This is a genomic window from Microbacterium cremeum (assembly GCF_015277855.1).
Classification (GTDB): Bacteria; Actinomycetota; Actinomycetes; order Actinomycetales; family Microbacteriaceae; genus Microbacterium; species Microbacterium cremeum.
This window is the reverse complement of the sequence record NZ_CP063812.1, coordinates 698,466-716,172: the sequence shown is the minus strand read 5'-3', so window position 1 is coordinate 716,172 and position 17,707 is coordinate 698,466. Positions and strand designations below refer to the sequence as shown.

Here is a 17,707-nt window from a genome sequence, read left to right as displayed (position 1 = left end):
GATTTCGAAAAATGCCTCGGATCAGTCTAGCCGACGTCGGCGATCGGCCGTTGCAGTGCTTCGGTCACCGCGGACTCGGGCACCCGGTAGCTGCGACCGAACCGGACCGCGGGCAGCTCGCCCGAGTGCACGAGGCGGTACACCGTCATCTTCGAGACGCGCATGAGCTCGGCCACCTCAGCCACCGTGAGGAAGCGCACGTCCGGCAGCTCCGCCATGTCGATCCCCTTCCCCAGAAGTCCTGACCACACTCTAGAACCGTCGAGGGGCGTGTGTAAACCTGTGTGGCCTGTGAGACAGCTGGTACCGCGCCGTCAGGAGTCGCCTCGCACGCGCGCCCGGCGCTCGCGAGCGTCTCGAGCAGCCTGTCGTTCGAGCTTGCGGGCGTCGCGAAGCGCCTTCTCGGCGTCCCTCACCGCCTTGCGCGCCTCGCGGTACTTCTTGTCGTCGGCGATGTCGGCGTCTTCCAGGGGCATCAACGGCACGCGCTCCACGGTGCGCCCCTGAGCGACGACGTCCATGTAGGCCGCGACGCCGTCGAGACCGCGCTCGAGGCCGAAGACGAACGGGTCCGACTCGTCGAGGAAGACCCCGGCATCGATGGCGGCGCGCAGGTGGGGGTAGGCGTCCGCCGTGATGAGCGCGCGGAACATCGCGTCCTCGCGCGCGGTGATGTCCACGCCGCTGAGCCCGCCGTCCCGCTCGGCGCGCTGATAACCGGCGAGCACGATGCCCGTCCAGCGCGCGGCGCCGGTGACCAGCAGCAGCACCGAGAGCCGCTCCTCGTGGCTGAGGGGCGTGTCGGCGAGCGCGGCGAGTCCGGCATCCATCCACGCGGCGCTGTTGGGTGTCGCGGGCGAGCCGGTGATCGGCACCTCGAGCACCCACGGGTGGCGCACGTACTGCTCCACCTGCTCGCGGTAGAGCGCCGTCAGCCGCGCCTGCCAGTCGCCGGCGGTGAGGGTCTCCTCCGACGGGAGCCCCGTCGCCTCCTCCTGCATGAGCAGGATCAGGTCGTCCTTGGCGGTGACGTAACGGTAGAGCGACATCGGCGTGAAGCCCAGCTTCGCGGCCACGGCGGCCATCGAGACGGCGCCCAGGCCCTCGGCATCCGCGATCTCGACGGCGGCTTCGACGATCCGCTCGACGCTCATCTCGCGCTTGGGACCGCGCTGCGGGTTGGCCGCGACGCCCCACGCGAGGGCGATGCCGCGCGGCAGCTCGAGGTCGGGGGCGTCCGTCATCCCGTCAGTCTAGGACTGTTTAGCACGTAAACAGTGTGTTACGGTCATAAACAGTTACCGACGTAAACAGTTTCCGTAGTACACAGATCACACGAAGGGATGCCTCGATGAGCAGCCGATCCACACCACCGGCCGTCGAAGTCCGCGGACTGCGAAAGGGGTTCGGGCGTCACCGCGTCCTGGACGGACTGGATCTCACCGTCCAGCGCGGCGAGGTCTTCGCCCTCCTCGGCCCCAACGGCGCCGGCAAGACCACCACGATCAACATCCTCACCACGCTCGTTCGGCCCGACGCCGGCACCGCCACCGTGGCGGGCATCGACGTCGTGCGCGCACCGGAACAGGTGAAGCAGCGCATCAGCCTCACCGGGCAGTCGGCTGCCGTCGACGACGTCCTCACCGGCACCGAGAACCTCGTGATGCTGGCGCGCCTGTCGGGCCTGTCGAATCGTGCGGCGCGCACGCGAGCGTCCGAGCTGCTCGAACGCTTCGCGCTGACGGATGCCGCAGCCAAGCGCGTCGGCGCCTACTCCGGCGGCATGCGGCGCCGGCTCGACCTGGCCCTCAGCTTCGTGGTGACCCCCGAGGTGCTCTTCCTCGACGAGCCCACCACCGGACTCGACACCCGCAGCCGCCGCGAGCTGTGGGACGTCATCCGCTCCCTCGCCGAGGCCGGCACGACGGTGTTCCTGACGACGCAGTACCTCGAGGAGGCCGATCAGCTCGCCGACCGCATCGCGGTGCTCGACGGCGGGCGCGTGGTCGCCAGCGGCACCCCCGCGGCGCTGAAGTCGCGCGTCGGCGGCGACACCGTCGAGCTCCACGACGCCCACGGCGACCTGCTGCGGGAGGTGCCCACCGACGGCACCGTGACCGACCTCCGCCGCGCTCTCGACGTGCTCGACGAGTCCGGCGCGGAGGGCGTCGTGACCCTGCGCCGTCCCACCCTCGATGACGTGTTCCTCACCCTCACCTCGTCCGACGGCCGCGGCCGCGCCGCTGCGCGCGACGCCGAGGCATCCCCCCTGAAGGAGAACGCATGACCACCGTGACCGCCTCCCCCGCAGCTCCCGCGCTGCGCCCGCGCATCTCGGGGCTCACCGCCGAGAGCGTCTTCGTCGGCCGCAGCCTGCTGCACTCGCTGCGCGACGGCGAATCCCTGCTCATGGCGATCCTGCTCCCGGTGATGCTCATGCTGGTGTTCACCTGGGTGTTCGGCGGCGCGATCGACCCCACCAGCGACTACGTGAACTACGTGGTGCCGGGGGTGATCCTCACCTGCGCCGGCTTCGGCGCCGCGTCGACGGCCGTGTACGTGGCCGGCGACATGAAGGCCGGCATCATCGACCGGTTCCGCACGATGCCGCTGCGCGCGAGCGCCGTGCTCACCGGGCACGTCGTCGCCAGCCTGCTGCGCAATCTGTTCGCGACCGCCATCGTGATCGGCGTCGCCCTGCTCGTCGGGTTCCGGCCGACCGCCGACGCGTGGGGTTGGATCGGGGCGATCGGCGTCATCGCACTGTGGATCCTCGCGATCACCTACCTGTTCGCGGCCATCGGCCTCGCGTCGGGCAGCCCGGAGGGTGCGAACGGATACGGGTTCATCATCCTGTTCCTCCCGTATCTCTCGAGCGCCTACGTGCGGGTCGGGACGATGCCCGAATGGCTCCAGGGCGTCGCGGAGTACCAGCCGGTGACCCCGCTCATCGAGACGATCCGGGGCCTGCTCATGGGCACGCCGGTCGGCGACACCGCCGTGTGGGCGATCGCGTGGTGCGTGGGGATCCTCGTGGTGTCGTTCGTGTGGGGCGCGTGGCTGTTCCGCCGCAAGGCCGGCAGGCGCTGACCCCCACTCTCTCGGGGACCGAGCGGGCTCAGCGGCCGGGAAGCCTCTTGAGGGCGCTCTCGAGGGCGTGCTTGGCGGATGCCGCGGCCCGGCCGACGACCTCGGCGGCGTGCGCGGCGGAGTCGGGCAGCGAAGGCTGCGCGGCGACGGGCTCGGCGGTCGCGCCGTCGAGGAACGGCACGAGCCAGTCGTCGACCTCGTCGAGCGGCTCGGCGGACAGGCTGTAGTAGCGGTGCTGCCCCTCCTCGCGCACCGAGACCAGATGGGCATCGCGCAGCACCTTGAGGTGCTTCGAGACGGTCGGCTGGCTCGCGCCGAGCTCGTGCACGATATGCGACACGCTGGTGCCGTGTTCGCCGGCGGTCGATCTGTCGAGCAGGAGTCGCAGGATGTCGCGACGCGTGCCGTCCGCGATCACGTCGAAGATGTCCGCCATGTGCTCAGATTAGTCGGGACCCTTGCGGAGTACCATGACTCGGGTCTTTCCATACGAAGGGGGCCGGCGGATGAGTCAAGGCTCGACTCGCGGCGTCCTGCGCGCCGCGTCGCCGAGCCCCCGACTCGTCTTCAGCGCGATCCGCCGCTTCACGACCTCCTCGCCGGCGCGATTCGCGATCCTCGTCTTCACGTCGCTGGTCCTGCTGTTCACGGCACTGCTGTCGCTGCCCATCTCCTCGGCGGACGGCCGCGTCACCCCCCTCGCGGACGCGTTCTTCACCGCGGTGTCGACCATCTGCGTGACGGGCCTGGTGACCGTCAACATGGGCACGCACTGGTCGGCGTTCGGCAACTCGATGATCTTCCTCGGCGTCAACATCGGCGCGATGGGGGTGCTCACCTTCGGCGCCATGATGGGCGTGGTGATCTCGCGGCGGCTGGGTCTGCGCGCGAAGCTCGTCGCCGCCGGCGACACCAATCCGCTGCGCTCCCACGCGGGCCCCGTGAAGGAGGAGCAAGGCGTGCGGCTGGGCGAAGTGGGCCAGCTGCTGCGGACCATCGCGCTGAGCACGCTCCTCATCGAAGCCGTCGTGGCCGTGCTGCTGTACCCGGCGATGCTGCTCAGCGGCACCGATCCGCTGACCGCGCTCTGGCAGGCGCCCTACTTCGCGGCGATGTCGTTCACCAACACGGGCTTCACGCCCACCCCCGACGGCCTCGCGTCGTTCGCGACCAACTACTGGTTCCTGACGGTCATGGCCGTGAGCGTCATGGTGGGCAGCGTCGGGTTCCCCGTCATCTACTCGCTCTCCAAGCACCACTGGCACATGCGGAAGTGGTCGCTTCACACCAAGCTGACGCTGCTGTGCGTCGCGTTCCTGTGGGTGGCCGGCGCGGTCGCGTTCCTCGCGCTCGAGTACCTCAACCCCGAGACCCTCGGGCGCGCCGATGCGTGGGACACGACGTTCCAGAGCTTCTTCCTGTCGGTGATGACCCGCTCCGGCGGATTCGCCGTGCTCGACATGGACGAGCTGAACGGGTCGAGCATCATCGTGGCCTGCATGCTCATGTTCGTCGGCGGCGGGTCGGCATCCACCGCCGGGGGCATCAAGGTCACGACGCTCGCCGTGCTCATCCTCGCCGCGGCGGCCGAGGCACGGGGTCGTCAGTGGGTGGAGGTCTTCGGTCGCAGGATCCCCAGCGACGTCCAGCGCGTCGCGCTCTCGGTCGTGTGGTGGGGGTCGACGATCGTCGCGCTGAGCACCATCATCCTCGGCCAGATCACTCAGCAGCGGATCGATTTCGTGCTGTTCGACGTGATCTCGGGCTTCGCCACGGTCGGACTTTCGACCGGCGTCACCGAGTCGCTGCCGGACGTGGGCAAGTACATCATGGCGGTGACGATCCTGATGGGACGCATTGGTACAGTGACAATCGCTGCCGCCGTGGCGGCGCGGTCGAGTACGCAGCTGTACCAGCTGCCCGTGGAGAGGCCCATCGTTGGTTGAGCGGATCAGAAGCGACGCCCCTGTCCTGGTGATCGGGCTCGGTCGCTTCGGCGCCGCGTGCGCGGGAGAGCTGGACCGACTCGACCGCGAAGTTCTCGCGATCGACGAGAACCTCGAACTCGTGCAGAAGTGGTCCGAACGGGTGACGCACACGGTGCAGACGGACGCCCGCAACTTCGACGCCCTCAAGCAGATCGGCGCACAGGACTTCCAGGTCGCGGTGGTCGCGGTGGGCTCGTCGATCGAGGCATCCGTCCTCATCACGGCGAACCTCGTCGACCTCAAGGTGCCGCAGATCTGGGCGAAGGCGGTGTCGCAGTCGCACGGCAAGATCCTCGCCCGCGTCGGCGCGAACCACGTGATCTACCCCGAGCGCGAAGCGGGCGAGCGCGTCGCGCACCTCGTCAGCGGGCGCATGCTCGACTTCATCCGCTTCGACGACGACTTCGTGCTGGCGAAGATGTACCCGCCGAAGTTCGTGCGCGGCGTGGGCCTGAACGAGTCGGGTGTCCGCACGAAGTACAACGTCACGGTCGTCGGCGTGAAGAGCCCGGGCCGGCCGTTCCGGTACGCCGAGGCGAACACGGTCGTCACCAACCACGACCTGATCATCGTGTCGGGCACGAACTCCGACATCGAGCGCTTCGCCGCGCTCGACCGCTGAGGCTACGCCCCGGCGGCGAGTTCCCTCGCGCGGGCGAGGGCGGCGTCGGTGGCGCGCGTGAAGACGTCGTCGAGGCGCGCGTCGTGCAGCACCGCGACCGCCCGCTCGGTCGTGCCCTTGGGGCTCGTCACGCGACGGCGCAGCTCGGCCGGGTCGCCTGCGGATGCCTCGAGCAGCGCGGCCGCGCCGATGAAGGTCTGCTCGGCCATGAGCCGCGCCTCGGCCTCGTCGAACCCCTTCCCGACGGCGGCCTTGGTGAACTCCTCGACCACGAGGTAGAAGTACGCGGGGCCCGAGCCCGAGATGGTCGACAGCGCGTCGATCTGCGCCTCCGGCACCTCGACCACCGTGCCGACGGTCTCGAACAGCCGCCGCGCCACCGCGGTGGCCTCGGCGTCGGCGCGCGTCCCGGCGGCGAGGCCGGTCACGCCGCGCCCGACCAGGGACGGCGTGTTCGGCATCGATCTGAGCACGACCGCGTCGTCGCCGAGGAGGTCTTCGAACGTCTGGATCGTGACCCCGGCCGCGAGGCTCACCACGATCGCGCCCGGTCGCAGCGCCGGAGCGATCTCGCGCAGCAGGTCGGGCACCATGGCCGGCTTCACGCCGACGAGCACGACGTCGGCGGCGGCTGCGGCATCCGTGTTCCCGGTCGGGTGTTCCTCGAGCGCGACGCTCGTGACGCCGTCGAGGCCGTCGAGCTCGGCCGCCTTCGCGCGCGAGCGGTTCGTGGTCGTGACCGCCGCGGCGAGGCCCGAACGGGACAGTCCGCGTGCGATCGCGCCGCCCATCGAGCCGGCGCCGAGGATCGCGATGGGCGGAAGGGGCGGTACGACGGCGGCCATCCGGCCATCCTACGTGCCCGCCTCCCCGCCCACCCGTGCCGCAACTCCGCAAGAGTGCGGCCGCAGGCCCGCGCCTTCCGCGGAAACTCGGGGCGCCCGCCGATTCCGCCGGCGGGCCATCCCGAGTCGGGTACGCGGTTCGATGATTTGCGTGTTGACTTATATAAGGACGGGTGCAAATATAGGTTTCGTGCACGCGCTCGACATCCTCGGCGACCCGGTGCGCCGGCGCATCCTCGAACTCCTCGCGGACGGCGAGCGCAGCGCCGGCGAGATCGGCGACGTCGTGCAGGGCGAGTTCGGCATCTCGCAGCCGGCCGTCTCGCAGCACCTGCGCGTGCTGCGAGAGTCGGGCCTGGCCACCGTGCGCCCCGAAGGCACGCGCCGGCTCTACGCGATCGACCCCGAGCCGCTCGAGTCCGCGGCCTCGTGGTTCGACCCGTTCCGCCGGTTCTGGCAGCCGCACCTCGATGCCCTCGGCACCGAGCTCGCTCGCGGCCGCCGGTCGCGGCGGCTCGCGGCCGAAGCGGCCGAGACGGCCGGGCAGGCGACGGATGCCGCGCCCGCCCCCGATGGACCATCCGACCCCGACGAACCAGAGGAGAACTGACATGGTCGATGTGAACGCCCAGGTCGACGCCGTCACGCGCAGCGTCGACACCGTGAAGGTGGACGGCGACGAGGCGTACGTCCAGACCCTCGAGCAGGAATACCCCAGCCCGATCGACGACGTGTGGGACGCCGTGACGAACCCCGAGCGGATTCCGCGCTGGTTCCTCCCCGTCAGCGGCGAGCTGCGGCTGGGCGGGCGCTATCAGCTCGAGGGCAACGCCGGCGGCGAGGTGCTCGAATGCGCGCCGCCCGCCGACGGCGCGGCGCACTACCGCATCACGTGGGAGTACGGCGGCGGCAGCAGCTGGGTCGTGGTGCGCCTGACCTCGATCGGCGACGACACGACGCGGTTCGAGCTCGAGCACACCGCCCGCGCGGCCGACGTGCCGCCCGGCTTCTGGGAGCAGTTCGGCCCCGGCGCGACCGGCGTCGGGTGGGACGGCGGCCTGCTGGGTCTCGCGCTCCACCTCGCCGGCAACACCGAGCTGCCTCCGGGAGCGGCCGAGACGTGGGCCGTGTCGGACGAGGGCAAGGCGTTCCACCGCGCCGCCGCCACCGCGTGGGGCCGCGCGCACGCCGCCGGGGGCGCCGACCCCGAGGCCGCCGTCCGCGCCGCCGACAACACCTACGCCTTCTACACCGGGCAGGCGGCGGTGGAGATGCCCGACGCGTGAGCCGGCGCCGTCACCCCGCACAACCTGAGAGGCGGTTCACCAACGTCGATCGCGACGGTCTATGCTCGGAACTGCGGGGGTGACGGCGCTCCCGCGCGGACTCCGGAGGCACCCAGAATGACCCTCTTCGACGGCATCACGGCCCGACTCGTCGAGACCCCGCGCCTCGCGGTCAATGTGCTCGAGCGCACGGGCGATTCCGCGGCGACGCCGCCCGAGCGCACTGTGGTGTTCATCCACGGCAACGTCTCGTCGTCGCTGTTCTGGCAGGAGACCATGCTCGATCTGCCGTCGGATCTGCGCGTGCTGGCGATCGACCTCCGCGGGTTCGGAGGATCCGAGCACCTCCCCATCGACGCCACGCGCGGCGTGCGCGACTTCAGCGACGACGTGCACGCCACTCTCGAGGCGCTCGGCATCGCGACCGCGCACCTCGTGGGCTGGTCCATGGGCGCCGGCGTCATCATGCAGTACGCCCTCGACCACCCGGTGCTGAGCCTCACGCTGCAGGCGCCGGTGTCGCCGTACGGGTTCGGCGGAACCCGGCGCGACGGCAGCCGTCTGACCGACGACGACGCGGGATGCGGCGGCGGCGGCGCGAACCCGGACTTCGTGCAGCGCCTGACCGACCGCGACACGTCCGACGAAGCGCCGACGTCGCCGCGGAGCGTCTTCCGCGCCGGTTACGTCGCGGCCGGCTACGAGACCGAGCACGAGGACGTGTGGGTCGAGTCGATGCTCACCACCTCGACCGCCACCGGCAACTACCCCGGCGACTCCGTCACCAGCGAGAGCTGGCCCGGCTTCGGCGCCGGCACGGTCGGCGTGCTCAACACGATGACGCCCGGGCACTTCGACGTGTCGGGCATCGCAGAGCTCGCCGACAAGCCCCCGATCCTGTGGATCCACGGCACCGTCGACGCCATCGTGTCGGACTCGTCCTTCTACGACCTCAACAACCTCGGCAAGCTCGGCGTCATCCCCGGATGGCCCGGCGACGAGGTCGCGCCCGCGCAGGAGATGGTGTCGCAGACGCGCGATGTGCTGGGCCGCTACGCCGAGGCGGGCGGCGAGGTGCGCGAGCTCGCGCTCGAGGGCACGGGCCATTCGCCGCACCTGGAGCGTCCGGTCGAGTTCCGTCACGCGCTCCTCGAGGTGATCGGCTACGTCGGGCACCCGCAGAACCCCTCGCCGCCGACCGAGGCGATCATCCTGCGCTCCTCCGACTGACCCTTCGACGAGGGCTCCGCGAACGACCCCGGCGCCCGTGCCCGACCGCGGCGCGGGGCGGCGCGGGGCGGGGGCCGCGGCATCCGTAGACTCGTCGCATGAGTGCTTCCGGCGGCGGCAAGGCGATCATCGCGGCGTTTCTGGCGAACTTGGGAATCGCGATCGCGAAGTTCATCGCATGGCTGCTCTCGGGCTCGGCGTCGATGCTCGCCGAGGCGATCCACTCGGTCGCCGACTCCGGCAACCAGCTGCTCCTGCTCCTCGGCGGCCGCCGCGCCAAGCGCGCCGCCGACCGCGAGCACCCGTTCGGCTACGGCCGCGAACGCTACGTCTACGCGTTCGTCGTCTCGATCATCCTGTTCTCGGTCGGTGGCCTGTTCTCGATCTACGAAGGCGTCGACAAGCTCACCCACCCGCACGAGATCGAGAACGTGTGGATCCCGATCGCCGTGCTCGTGATCGCCATCGTGCTCGAGTCGTTCTCGCTGCGCACCGCGATTCGCGAGAGCAACCATGTCCGGGCGAAGGGCCAGTCGTGGGTGTCGTTCGTCCGTCACGCGAAGGCGCCCGAGCTGCCCGTCGTGCTGCTCGAAGACATCGCCGCGCTCCTCGGCCTGGCGTTCGCGCTCGTCGCCGTCAGCCTCAGCGCGATCACGCACAACCCCCTGTTCGATGCGATCGGCACGCTCATGATCGGAACGCTGCTGATCCTCGTCGCGATCACGCTCGGCATCGAGACGAAGAGCCTGCTCGTCGGGGAAGGGGCGACGGATGCCGATCACCGGCGCATCGTCGACGCCATCCAGGACGGGCCCGAAGTCGAGAAGCTCATCCACATCAAGACGCTCTACCTCGGTCCGGACGAGCTCCTCGTCGCCGCCAAGCTCGGCTTCGCCTCGGACTCGCCGCTCGCCCACGTCGCCGCCGACATCGATCGCATCGAGGCCCGCGTCCGTGCGGCGGTGCCGACAGCGCGAGTGATCTACTTCGAGCCCGACATCTACCGCCCCGGCACCGACCGGACTCCCCCGACGGAGGAGTTCGTCATCAAGTCCGCCGACTGACCGCCGCCACGCTCGCGAATACACGCTCAAGGACCCACGCATGGAGTACTGCCTGTTCACCGAGCCGCAGGGCGGCGCGACCTACGACGACCAGCTCGCCTTCGCGCAGACCGGCGAGCTGCTCGGTTTCGACGGGTTCTTCCGTTCCGACCACTACCTGCACATGGGCGACGACGACGGCCTGCCGGGCCCCACCGACGCGTGGACCACGCTCGCAGGGCTCGCGCGCGAGACCTCGCGCATCCGCCTCGGCACACTGGTCTCGTCGGTCACCTACCGCGTGCCCGGAATCCTGGCGATCCAGGTCGCTCAGGTCGACGCGATGTCGGGCGGGCGCGTCGAGCTCGGGCTCGGCACCGGGTGGTTCGAACGCGAGCACCGGGCCTACGGCATCCCGTTTCCGGCGAAGCGGTTCGGTCTGCTCGAGGAGCAGCTCGAGCTGGTCACCGGGCTCTGGTCGGCGCCGGTGGGCACGACCTACAGCTTCACCGGCGACCACTACCGGCTGGCCGAGGCACCGGCCCTTCCCAAGCCGGTCCAGTCGCGCGTGCCGGTCATCGTCGGCGGCGCAGGCCCCCGGCGCACGCCCGAGCTCGCGGCCCGGTTCGCGACCGAGTTCAACATCGGGTTCCAGCCCGAGGACGTGATCGCCGAGAAGTTCGCGGGCGTCCGCGCCGCGTGCGAACGCGTCGGCCGCGACCCTCACACGCTCAAGCTGTCGGTCGCTCTGCCCACGCTGGCCGCGGCATCCGAGGCCGAACTCGACCGGCGCGCGGCGAACATCGGACGCACCGTCGCCGAGCTGCGCGGCGACACCAACATCGTCGGCGGCCGCGACGAGATCGTCGCGAAGGTCGAGCGGCTGGCGGCGCTCGGGGCGCAGCGCGTGTACTTCCAGCTCATCGACCTGCAGGACCTCTCGCAGGTCGAGTACCTCGGTGCCGAGGTGCTGCCCCGCCTGCCCCGCTGATCAGACCGGCAGTCGGTACGACGGCAGGCCCCGCCGCCGGACGAGCCATTCGGCGACGACGAGGTTCGGGAGCCAGGCCAGGAACGGCACGGCGGCATACGCGTCGGCGAACGCCGTCTCCATCTCCCACGGCTGACCGAGCGCGAGCGGCGCCAGCAGCAGAAGGGGCAGCCAGATGCGCAGCGTCACCGCCGAGTACGTGAGGGCGTAGTTGCGGATCATCCACGCCTGGTGGCTGGGCACGTCGTGACGGCGGATCGCGCGGTAGGCGCGCCACGCGGTGACGAGCCACAGCACGGCGAGCGCGCCGAACCCGAAGAACGCGACGTACCCGGCGCGACTCGTCGGAGCGATGATCAACCCCGCGACGGCTCCGACGGCGACGCCGACGAGGTATGTGCGGCCGACCCAGCGGTGCACGCGCGGAGCCCGGTCACGCAGCCCGCGCCAGAACTGCAGGGGTCCGAGGGCGAGCGCCACCGCACCGCCGACGATGTGGGCGTAGAAGGCGCCCTGCACGAACGGGGCGGCGTCGGCATACGTCGACGCGAGTCCCACGCCGTCGCCGGCGAGCGTGGTCAGCGTCGCGGTGAAGTACGGCGTGGCGGCGTACGCGACGATCGCGAGCGCCGTGAGCAGCACGAACGTCCAGCCGATGCGGGAGCGGATGCCGCCCGGCCGTGCGACGGCCGGTGCGGTGCGGACGGGTTCGATGAGGCGGGTCACGCGAGTCACGCTAGGCCCGCCGCGCCTCCGCTCAGCAGGGTGCAGACCCCCGCATCCCCCCGGCGGCTGTCCCCCGGGCGGCGGGTCAGCGGCGTGCGTCGAAGAAGTCCCGCAGAAGGGCGGATGCCTCGGCCTCGTGCACGCCCGCGACGACCTCGGCGCGATAGGGCAGGCGCCGGTCGCGCACGACGTCGTACACCGACCCCGCGGCGCCGGCCTTCTCGTCCCACGCGCCGAACACGAGCCGACCGATGCGCGACTGCAGCACCGCACCCGCGCACATGACGCACGGCTCCAGGGTCACCACGAGCGTGCAGCCCTCGAGGTTCCACGAGCCGATCGCCGTCGCGGCCTCCCGCAGCGCGACGACCTCGGCGTGGGCGGTCGGGTCGTGCGTGACCTCGCGCAGGTTGCGGCCTTCGCCGATCACCGTGCCCGAGGCATCCGTCACCACCGCGCCGACCGGCACGTCGCCGGCCGCCCCCGCCGCGACGGCGAGCGCGAGCGCGCGTTCCATCGCCGCGAGATCGGCCGGGTCGAGGTTCACAGCACGAGGCTATCCCGGCGTCCGCCCCGCCTCGCCCGTTCCCGCGCCCGCACTGCGAAAACACCAGCCGGCGATCAGACACGCCGAGGCGCAGCGGTCGCCACCGGCGTGTCGGGAAGATCGGCTGGTCTTTTCCCATCGGAGGAGGGGCGGGACGGGCACTACCCTTGGGCGTATGCGCCTGCACGTCGCCGATCACCCCCTCATCACCCACAAGCTCACGGTGCTGCGCGACCAGCGCACGTCGTCGCCGGTCTTCCGGCAGCTGACCGAAGAGCTCGTGACTCTCCTCGCCTACGAGGCCACCCGCAACGTGCGGGTCACGCCGGTCGAGATCCAGACGCCGGTGACCACGACCACCGGCGTCAAGATCGGCGAGCCGCGACCGATCGTCGTGCCCATCCTGCGCGCCGGGCTCGGCATGCTCGAGGGCATGGTCAAGCTCATCCCGACCGCCGAGGTGGGCTTCCTCGGCATGGTGCGCAACGAAGAGACGCTCGAGCCGTCGACGTACGCCGAGCGCCTCCCCGACGACCTCAGCGATCGGCAGTGCTTCGTGCTCGACCCGATGCTCGCGACCGGCGGGTCGCTCGGCGCCGCGATCGAGTTCCTGTTCCGCCGCGGCGCGCAGGACGTCACGGCGATCTGCCTGCTCGCCGCGCCCGAGGGCGTCGCGGCGATCGAGAAGCAGGTCGACGGCCGCGACGTCACGCTCGTGCTCGGCGCGCTCGACGAGCGCCTCAACGAGAAGGGCTACATCGTGCCCGGTCTCGGCGACGCCGGCGACCGCCTCTACGGCACCGTCTGAGGCGGGTTTCCGACCGCGTCGCGTCCGAGGGGCCCAGGCGCGACACCCGCCCCTCGCCGAACGGATGCCGCGCCCGCGTCCCTCGGACGCGCTGTCAGGCTACGAGGTGGCCAGGGCACACCACACGGGGTTGACATGCCCGGTGCGGTTGTCTAGGGCGCAGGTCAGTCGACCAGCGGCGGGCCCTGCGGATTGCGCCGGCCCGTCTCTTGCTCCCAGAACTCGAGCTGCTGCGTCAGCGCCTTGGCCAGCTCGAACACCTGCTCGGGAGGGATGCGGATGCGGCTCACCACGCGTGCCGGCACCACCGTGTGACGTTCTCCGGTCTCGGCGTCGACCTGCTCGCGCGGCGGCTGCGCGAGGGTGAGGAAGTCCATGACGAAGACGGTGGGCGTGTGCCACACGTTCGCGAAGTCGGCGTAGGCGCCCCCGATGAGCTCCGGAGGAAGGTCGATCTCGAACTGGCGCGGGGCCTCGTCGGTCATGGTGCCTCCTGTCCGGGCGCGGAGCGCGTCCCTGCGCGAGGGTCGCGCGATGGCCGTCCTGCTGCCGGCGCGGGTGCGCGCGCGGTGTGGGCGCGAGTCTACGCGGCGACCGGCGCTCGCGTCTGCGCGTGTCAGCGGCCCACGAGACGTGCGAAGCCGCTCAGCCGTGCGACCCCTTCGGGCGTGTGCGGCAGGTCGTCGAGCAGCCCCGGCGAGTACACGACGTACGCCGTGTGCATGGCGCGCGAAATCGCGACGTTGAGCCGATTGCGCAGCAGCAGGAACTCCAGGCCCCGCGGCGCGTCGCGTCCGCTCGACGCGGCCAGCGAGACGATCGCGACGGCGGCCTCCTTGCCCTGGAACTTGTCGACCGTGCCGACGGGAACGTCCGGGAAGCCGGCGGCCGCGAGCGCCGCCTCCACGGCCACCTGCTGCGCGTTGTACGGGGTCACGACGATGAGGTCGCGCTGCTCCAGCGGCCGCGACGACAGGATCGCGGCAGAGTCGTCGGCCGCCGCCTCTGGCGGGGCCACACGTTCCGAGGCGCCGCCGGCGTCGGGCGGCGTGGGCGCAGGTTCCGTCCACTCGCGGCCGATGAGGTCGGTGACCAGCCGCGCCACCTCGGCGGCCTCTTCGAGCGACTGCGTCGCGTTGCCGTGGTGCCGCAGCGGGACGGGCACGAGACCGGGGCGGATGCCGTCGATCCGGCGCAGCCGCGTGCACGCGTGCGCCTCGAGCTCGCCCCGGTACGACAGCATCGACACCGGCGCGGCGACTTCGGGCCGCATGCGGCGCGTCTGAGCCAGGAAGTAGCCGAGCTCGGGCGGGATGACGTCGGCGCCGTCCATGACCCACCCCAGCGCGGAGGTGTCGACGGGCGCCGGGTGCGTCCCCTGGCTCACCTGCGGCAGCTGCTGCGGATCGCCGAGCAGCAGGAGCCTCGGCGCCGCGAGCGAGACGGCGATCGTCGACGCCAGCGAGAACTGCCCGGCCTCGTCGACGACGAGCAGGTCGAGGCTGCCCCGCGGGACACGACCCTCGTGGCTGAAGTCCCACGCCGTGCCGCCCAGGACGTATCCGGACGCCTCGTGCTCGGCGGTGAACGCGGCGACGCCGTTCTTGGGGAGAACCGTGAAGGAGTGCGGTGCCGCGGGATCCTTCGGCGCCTTGCCGACCTGAGCGGCCGGAACGCCGGACGCGATCACCCTCTCCAGCAGATGCTCCACGGTGGCGTGGCCCTGCGCCACGACCCCGACCTTGTAGCCGTGCTCGCGCACGAGCTTCGCGATGACGTGGGACCCGACGTAGGTCTTGCCGGTGCCGGGAGGCCCCTGCACGGCGAGGTAGCTGCGATCGAGGTCGCGGACCGCGCGTGCGATGGCGTCGACGAGGTCGCCGCCATCGCCGGGGGGCAGCTGTCCGGCGCCGGGCTGCGGCGCCTGACCGTGGTCGTCGCCCCGGCGGAGCATCCGCGGCGTACGCCGGCAGAGGATGTCGGTCGCGGGGTCGGCCGGCAGCTGCGGCGCGGCGTCGATCACGGCGTCGGCCCACGCGTCGATGGCAGCCTGCTGGTTGCCGGCGCGCGGCGGGGCCGGCGGCGTGAGGGCGAGCGGGAGCCGCGACCACGTCTCTCCGTCCACGGCGGTCTCTTCGATCACCGCGCCGTCGTCGAGCACTTCGAGCACCGTGACCGAGCGGTAGGAGTGGATCCAGCGCGGCGACGCCTCGAACGAATACGGGGCAGGCAGCTCGTAGAGGGCGAACGGGGTGGTGCCCTCGCTCAGCCGGGTGCCGGGTGCGAGCTCACCCCGCAGCTCGACGATGCGTCGCTCGCCCCCGCGGCCGCTTTCGGCGAAGTGCCAGTCCTCGCGGACGCGGCTGCGCGCGGGATCGGTCACCATGACGTCACGGGTCTCTTCCCACAGCGACACGGGTTCGCGCAGCCGCAGGAAATGCGTCGCCCAGAACGACTTGCCCTCGCGCGGGTAGTAGTCGATCGCCGCAGCGCCCAGACGCAGCGCACGCGCCGCGATCGAGTCCTCCGGGTGCTGGAGCGCGAGCGAGTCGAGGACGGTCGCGCGGGCCGACGGCTCGTACGCCTGCTCGTCGGGCTCGGGGTTGGGCGAAGGGCGCAGATCCGCCTCGCGCGCGCGGTCGACCAGCCAGTCGCGCAGCCGGCGCGTCGAGACGCAGTCGTAACGGTTGTAGTCGGCCAGGTCGTCGAGGATCAGCTGGGCGCCCGCGGCGTCGCCGTCGTCGCGGATCGCGCGGGCCTCGACGTAGCGGACGATCGAGTCGTCGCCCTTCTGCACGTCGCTGGTGCGCACCTCGTCGCCCATGTAGAGCGGCTCGAGCTTCTTGATCGAGTAGGACCGCGATCCGACGCGCAGGGCCCGCCGGACGATCGGGTAGAGGTCGACGAACACGCCGTCGCGCAACAGGCGGTCGACGTCGGTCTCGCGCACGCCGTGGCGCGCGGCCATCGCGAGCAGGTGGGTCGGCTCGTACGGCGCGTAGTGGTAGATGTGCATGCCGGGGAACTGCTGACGGCGCAGGCTCACGATGTCGAGGAAGGTCTCGAGCGCGCGCTTCTCGTCGGCGAAGGAGTGCGCCCACAGCGCGGTGTACCGCTCCTGACTGTCGACCCAGCCGAACAGGTAGTCGATGCCCCACTGGGTGGGCTCGCCCGGCGCCGGCGGCTCGGTGTGCAGCGGATCGCCCTCGAAGTCGAAGAACAGGTCGCCATGGTCGGGCCGGGGCAGCGCGCCCAGGGCCGTGGGCGCCACGACCTCGAACACGGGCACCGGCGGCGCCTCGGCGACCGGCGTCTCGAGCACCGCGGACGCCGGGGCCGGGCCCGGGGCCAGGCCGCCGGCCACGACCGCGGTCTCGGCGTGGCTCCGCGCGAGGGCGAGCTCGGGGGCCGCGCTCGGCGACGGCTTCGGCGGGAAGAGCGGCGGGGTGCCCGCCGGGCTCTCGAGCTGCAGCCGCGCCTGCGTGCGCAGCGACGCGAACACGTCGGGATTCATCCCGGCCGGAGCCGTGGTCCCCCCGACAGGTCCGCCCGCCGCCGCATCCAGCCCTCCCGGCCGCGGGAGCCCCGCCTCGGCGAGCTGCTCGATCGTCTTGATGCCGGCGGCGCGCAGCCTCTCGCGCTGCACCGGGCGCATGCCTGCGACGAGCAGCAGATCGCGGGATGCCACGACCTCGGCGTCGCACGTCGCGCAGCGCCCGCACGCCATGACGCCGAGCTCGCCCCGGGGATCGCCCCACGCGATGGGCTCGCCCGCGGCACCCAGGTCGAGGCGGCGGTCGGCGATGAGCGCGGCGAGCCGCTCCCGGCGCAACCCGAACACCGGCAGCAGGTCGGCGACTTCGTGCACGCTGACGCTGCCGTCGCCCAGGAGCAGTTCGACCCGGTCCGCGCGCGGCACGTGCAGCCGGTCGAGCTGATCGACGTACGCCGCCAGCTGCATGAGCGCGGTCACGCGGGCGCGCCGCGCGAGCTTGGTGTCTTGCACGACCCACGGCCGGGCACCCGGGTCGCCCGAGCCGGTCGGAGCGTCGCGCACGAGGAAGTCGGCGAATCCCACGAAGTCGGGGGTCGAGAAGGCGGCCTGGTAGACGACCTCGGCGTCCGACGCGAGGGCGGCGTTCGTCATCGCCACCGCATCGGCGAGGGCCGCGGCATCCGACGACCGCACCTCGGGGATCTGCACCACGCGGTCGCCGAACCGCTCGACGTAGTCGGCGAGCACGCGTCGCTCGTGCACGGTGCCGAGCCGGCCGGCGCGCTCGAGCGTGAGGTCTTCAGGTTCCTCGACCGCGGCGACGCGTCCGAGGCGCGCATCGATCGCACGCAGCCATGCGAACTCGCATTCCGCGGCGGCCTTGAGGTCGCTCGCGCTCCAGACGATCCGGCCTTCGTCCTCGATGTATCGCATGCCCTGCCCTTCTCCTTCGACCCTAGCCGCGGCATCCGACACCCCCGCCCCGCTGCGGGAGCACCGCGCTGCGCGGTCCGAAAGCGGGGACGAGGCGGACAC

At 71.5% G+C, this 17,707-nt stretch carries 18 protein-coding genes; 10 read left to right on the top strand and 8 right to left on the bottom strand.

Annotated elements, in window-relative coordinates:
- Nucleotides 1-26 precede the first annotated feature (26 nt).
- Together IM778_RS03105 and IM778_RS03100 are read right to left on the bottom strand one after the other, a co-directional pair.
- Nucleotides 27-218 carry a helix-turn-helix domain-containing protein gene (locus tag IM778_RS03105; protein ID WP_019182077.1) on the bottom strand — a complete coding sequence of 64 codons (192 nt, stop codon included), beginning with the start codon at nucleotides 216-218 and terminating at the stop codon, nucleotides 27-29.
- 96 nt (nucleotides 219-314) lie between these two features.
- Nucleotides 315-1,244 carry a TetR/AcrR family transcriptional regulator gene (locus tag IM778_RS03100; RefSeq protein WP_194410641.1) on the bottom strand — a complete coding sequence of 310 codons (930 nt, stop codon included), beginning with the start codon at nucleotides 1,242-1,244 and terminating at the stop codon, nucleotides 315-317.
- Nucleotides 1,245-1,351: 107 nt separating this feature from the next.
- On the opposite strand from IM778_RS03100, the gene IM778_RS03095 reads away from it, so the two are divergent.
- Nucleotides 1,352-2,287 (top strand): ATP-binding cassette domain-containing protein, encoded by a 936-nt coding sequence (locus IM778_RS03095; protein ID WP_194410640.1) that lies wholly within the window; start codon nucleotides 1,352-1,354, stop codon nucleotides 2,285-2,287.
- Complete coding sequence (locus IM778_RS03090; RefSeq protein ID WP_194410639.1) at nucleotides 2,284-3,090, top strand: ABC transporter permease; 807 nt, start codon at nucleotides 2,284-2,286, stop codon at nucleotides 3,088-3,090. The genes IM778_RS03095 and IM778_RS03090 overlap by 4 nt, the downstream gene beginning before the upstream one ends.
- Before the next feature lie 28 nt (nucleotides 3,091-3,118).
- Here the strand turns inward: IM778_RS03090 and IM778_RS03085 are convergent, their stop codons facing one another.
- The gene (locus tag IM778_RS03085; protein ID WP_194410638.1) at nucleotides 3,119-3,526 is read right to left on the bottom strand and encodes an ArsR/SmtB family transcription factor; all 408 of its coding nucleotides are present in this window, start codon (nucleotides 3,524-3,526) and stop codon (nucleotides 3,119-3,121) included.
- A gap of 70 nt (nucleotides 3,527-3,596) precedes the next feature.
- On the opposite strand from IM778_RS03085, the gene IM778_RS03080 reads away from it, so the two are divergent.
- Entirely contained in the window at nucleotides 3,597-5,036 is a 1,440-nt protein-coding gene (locus IM778_RS03080; RefSeq protein WP_194410637.1) for a TrkH family potassium uptake protein, read from the top strand.
- Complete coding sequence (locus IM778_RS03075; protein WP_194410636.1) at nucleotides 5,029-5,700, top strand: potassium channel family protein; 672 nt, start codon at nucleotides 5,029-5,031, stop codon at nucleotides 5,698-5,700. The genes IM778_RS03080 and IM778_RS03075 overlap by 8 nt, the downstream gene beginning before the upstream one ends.
- Nucleotides 5,701-5,702: 2 nt before the next feature.
- Here the strand turns inward: IM778_RS03075 and proC are convergent, their stop codons facing one another.
- Nucleotides 5,703-6,545 (bottom strand): pyrroline-5-carboxylate reductase, encoded by an 843-nt coding sequence (gene proC / locus IM778_RS03070; protein WP_194410635.1) that lies wholly within the window; start codon nucleotides 6,543-6,545, stop codon nucleotides 5,703-5,705.
- A 190-nt stretch (nucleotides 6,546-6,735) separates the two neighbouring features.
- Between proC and IM778_RS03065 the strand changes: the two genes are divergently transcribed.
- The 5 genes from IM778_RS03065 to IM778_RS03045 all read left to right on the top strand — a co-directional run bounded on the left by IM778_RS03065 (nucleotide 6,736) and on the right by IM778_RS03045 (nucleotide 11,095).
- Nucleotides 6,736-7,155, top strand: coding sequence for an ArsR/SmtB family transcription factor (locus IM778_RS03065; protein ID WP_194411699.1), 420 nt, complete (start codon nucleotides 6,736-6,738; stop codon nucleotides 7,153-7,155).
- Between the two features lies 1 nt (nucleotide 7,156).
- Entirely contained in the window at nucleotides 7,157-7,831 is a 675-nt protein-coding gene (locus IM778_RS03060) for an SRPBCC family protein (protein ID WP_194410634.1), read from the top strand.
- 117 nt (nucleotides 7,832-7,948) lie between these two features.
- Nucleotides 7,949-9,061 carry an alpha/beta fold hydrolase gene (locus tag IM778_RS03055; RefSeq protein ID WP_194410633.1) on the top strand — a complete coding sequence of 371 codons (1,113 nt, stop codon included), beginning with the start codon at nucleotides 7,949-7,951 and terminating at the stop codon, nucleotides 9,059-9,061.
- Nucleotides 9,062-9,159: 98 nt separating this feature from the next.
- Nucleotides 9,160-10,125, top strand: coding sequence for a cation diffusion facilitator family transporter (locus tag IM778_RS03050; RefSeq protein WP_194410632.1), 966 nt, complete (start codon nucleotides 9,160-9,162; stop codon nucleotides 10,123-10,125).
- A gap of 40 nt (nucleotides 10,126-10,165) precedes the next feature.
- Nucleotides 10,166-11,095, top strand: a complete 930-nt coding sequence (locus tag IM778_RS03045; RefSeq protein ID WP_194410631.1) for an LLM class F420-dependent oxidoreductase — start codon at nucleotides 10,166-10,168, stop codon at nucleotides 11,093-11,095.
- Here IM778_RS03045 and IM778_RS03040 read toward each other — a convergent pair whose 3' ends face one another.
- Both IM778_RS03040 and tadA read right to left on the bottom strand, forming a co-directional pair.
- The gene (locus tag IM778_RS03040) at nucleotides 11,096-11,821 is read right to left on the bottom strand and encodes a DUF2306 domain-containing protein (protein WP_194410630.1); all 726 of its coding nucleotides are present in this window, start codon (nucleotides 11,819-11,821) and stop codon (nucleotides 11,096-11,098) included.
- Between the two features lie 85 nt (nucleotides 11,822-11,906).
- Nucleotides 11,907-12,338, bottom strand: coding sequence for a tRNA adenosine(34) deaminase TadA (gene tadA, locus IM778_RS03035; protein ID WP_194411698.1), 432 nt, complete (start codon nucleotides 12,336-12,338; stop codon nucleotides 11,907-11,909).
- Between the two features lie 205 nt (nucleotides 12,339-12,543).
- Between tadA and upp the strand changes: the two genes are divergently transcribed.
- Entirely contained in the window at nucleotides 12,544-13,176 is a 633-nt protein-coding gene (upp, locus tag IM778_RS03030; protein ID WP_194410629.1) for a uracil phosphoribosyltransferase, read from the top strand.
- A 164-nt stretch (nucleotides 13,177-13,340) separates the two neighbouring features.
- Here upp and IM778_RS03025 read toward each other — a convergent pair whose 3' ends face one another.
- Nucleotides 13,341-13,661, bottom strand: a complete 321-nt coding sequence (locus tag IM778_RS03025; protein WP_194410628.1) for a DUF3467 domain-containing protein — start codon at nucleotides 13,659-13,661, stop codon at nucleotides 13,341-13,343.
- Between the two features lie 131 nt (nucleotides 13,662-13,792).
- Nucleotides 13,793-17,605 carry an AAA domain-containing protein gene (locus IM778_RS03020; RefSeq protein ID WP_194410627.1) on the bottom strand — a complete coding sequence of 1,271 codons (3,813 nt, stop codon included), beginning with the start codon at nucleotides 17,603-17,605 and terminating at the stop codon, nucleotides 13,793-13,795.
- Between the last annotated feature and the right edge of the window lie 102 nt (nucleotides 17,606-17,707).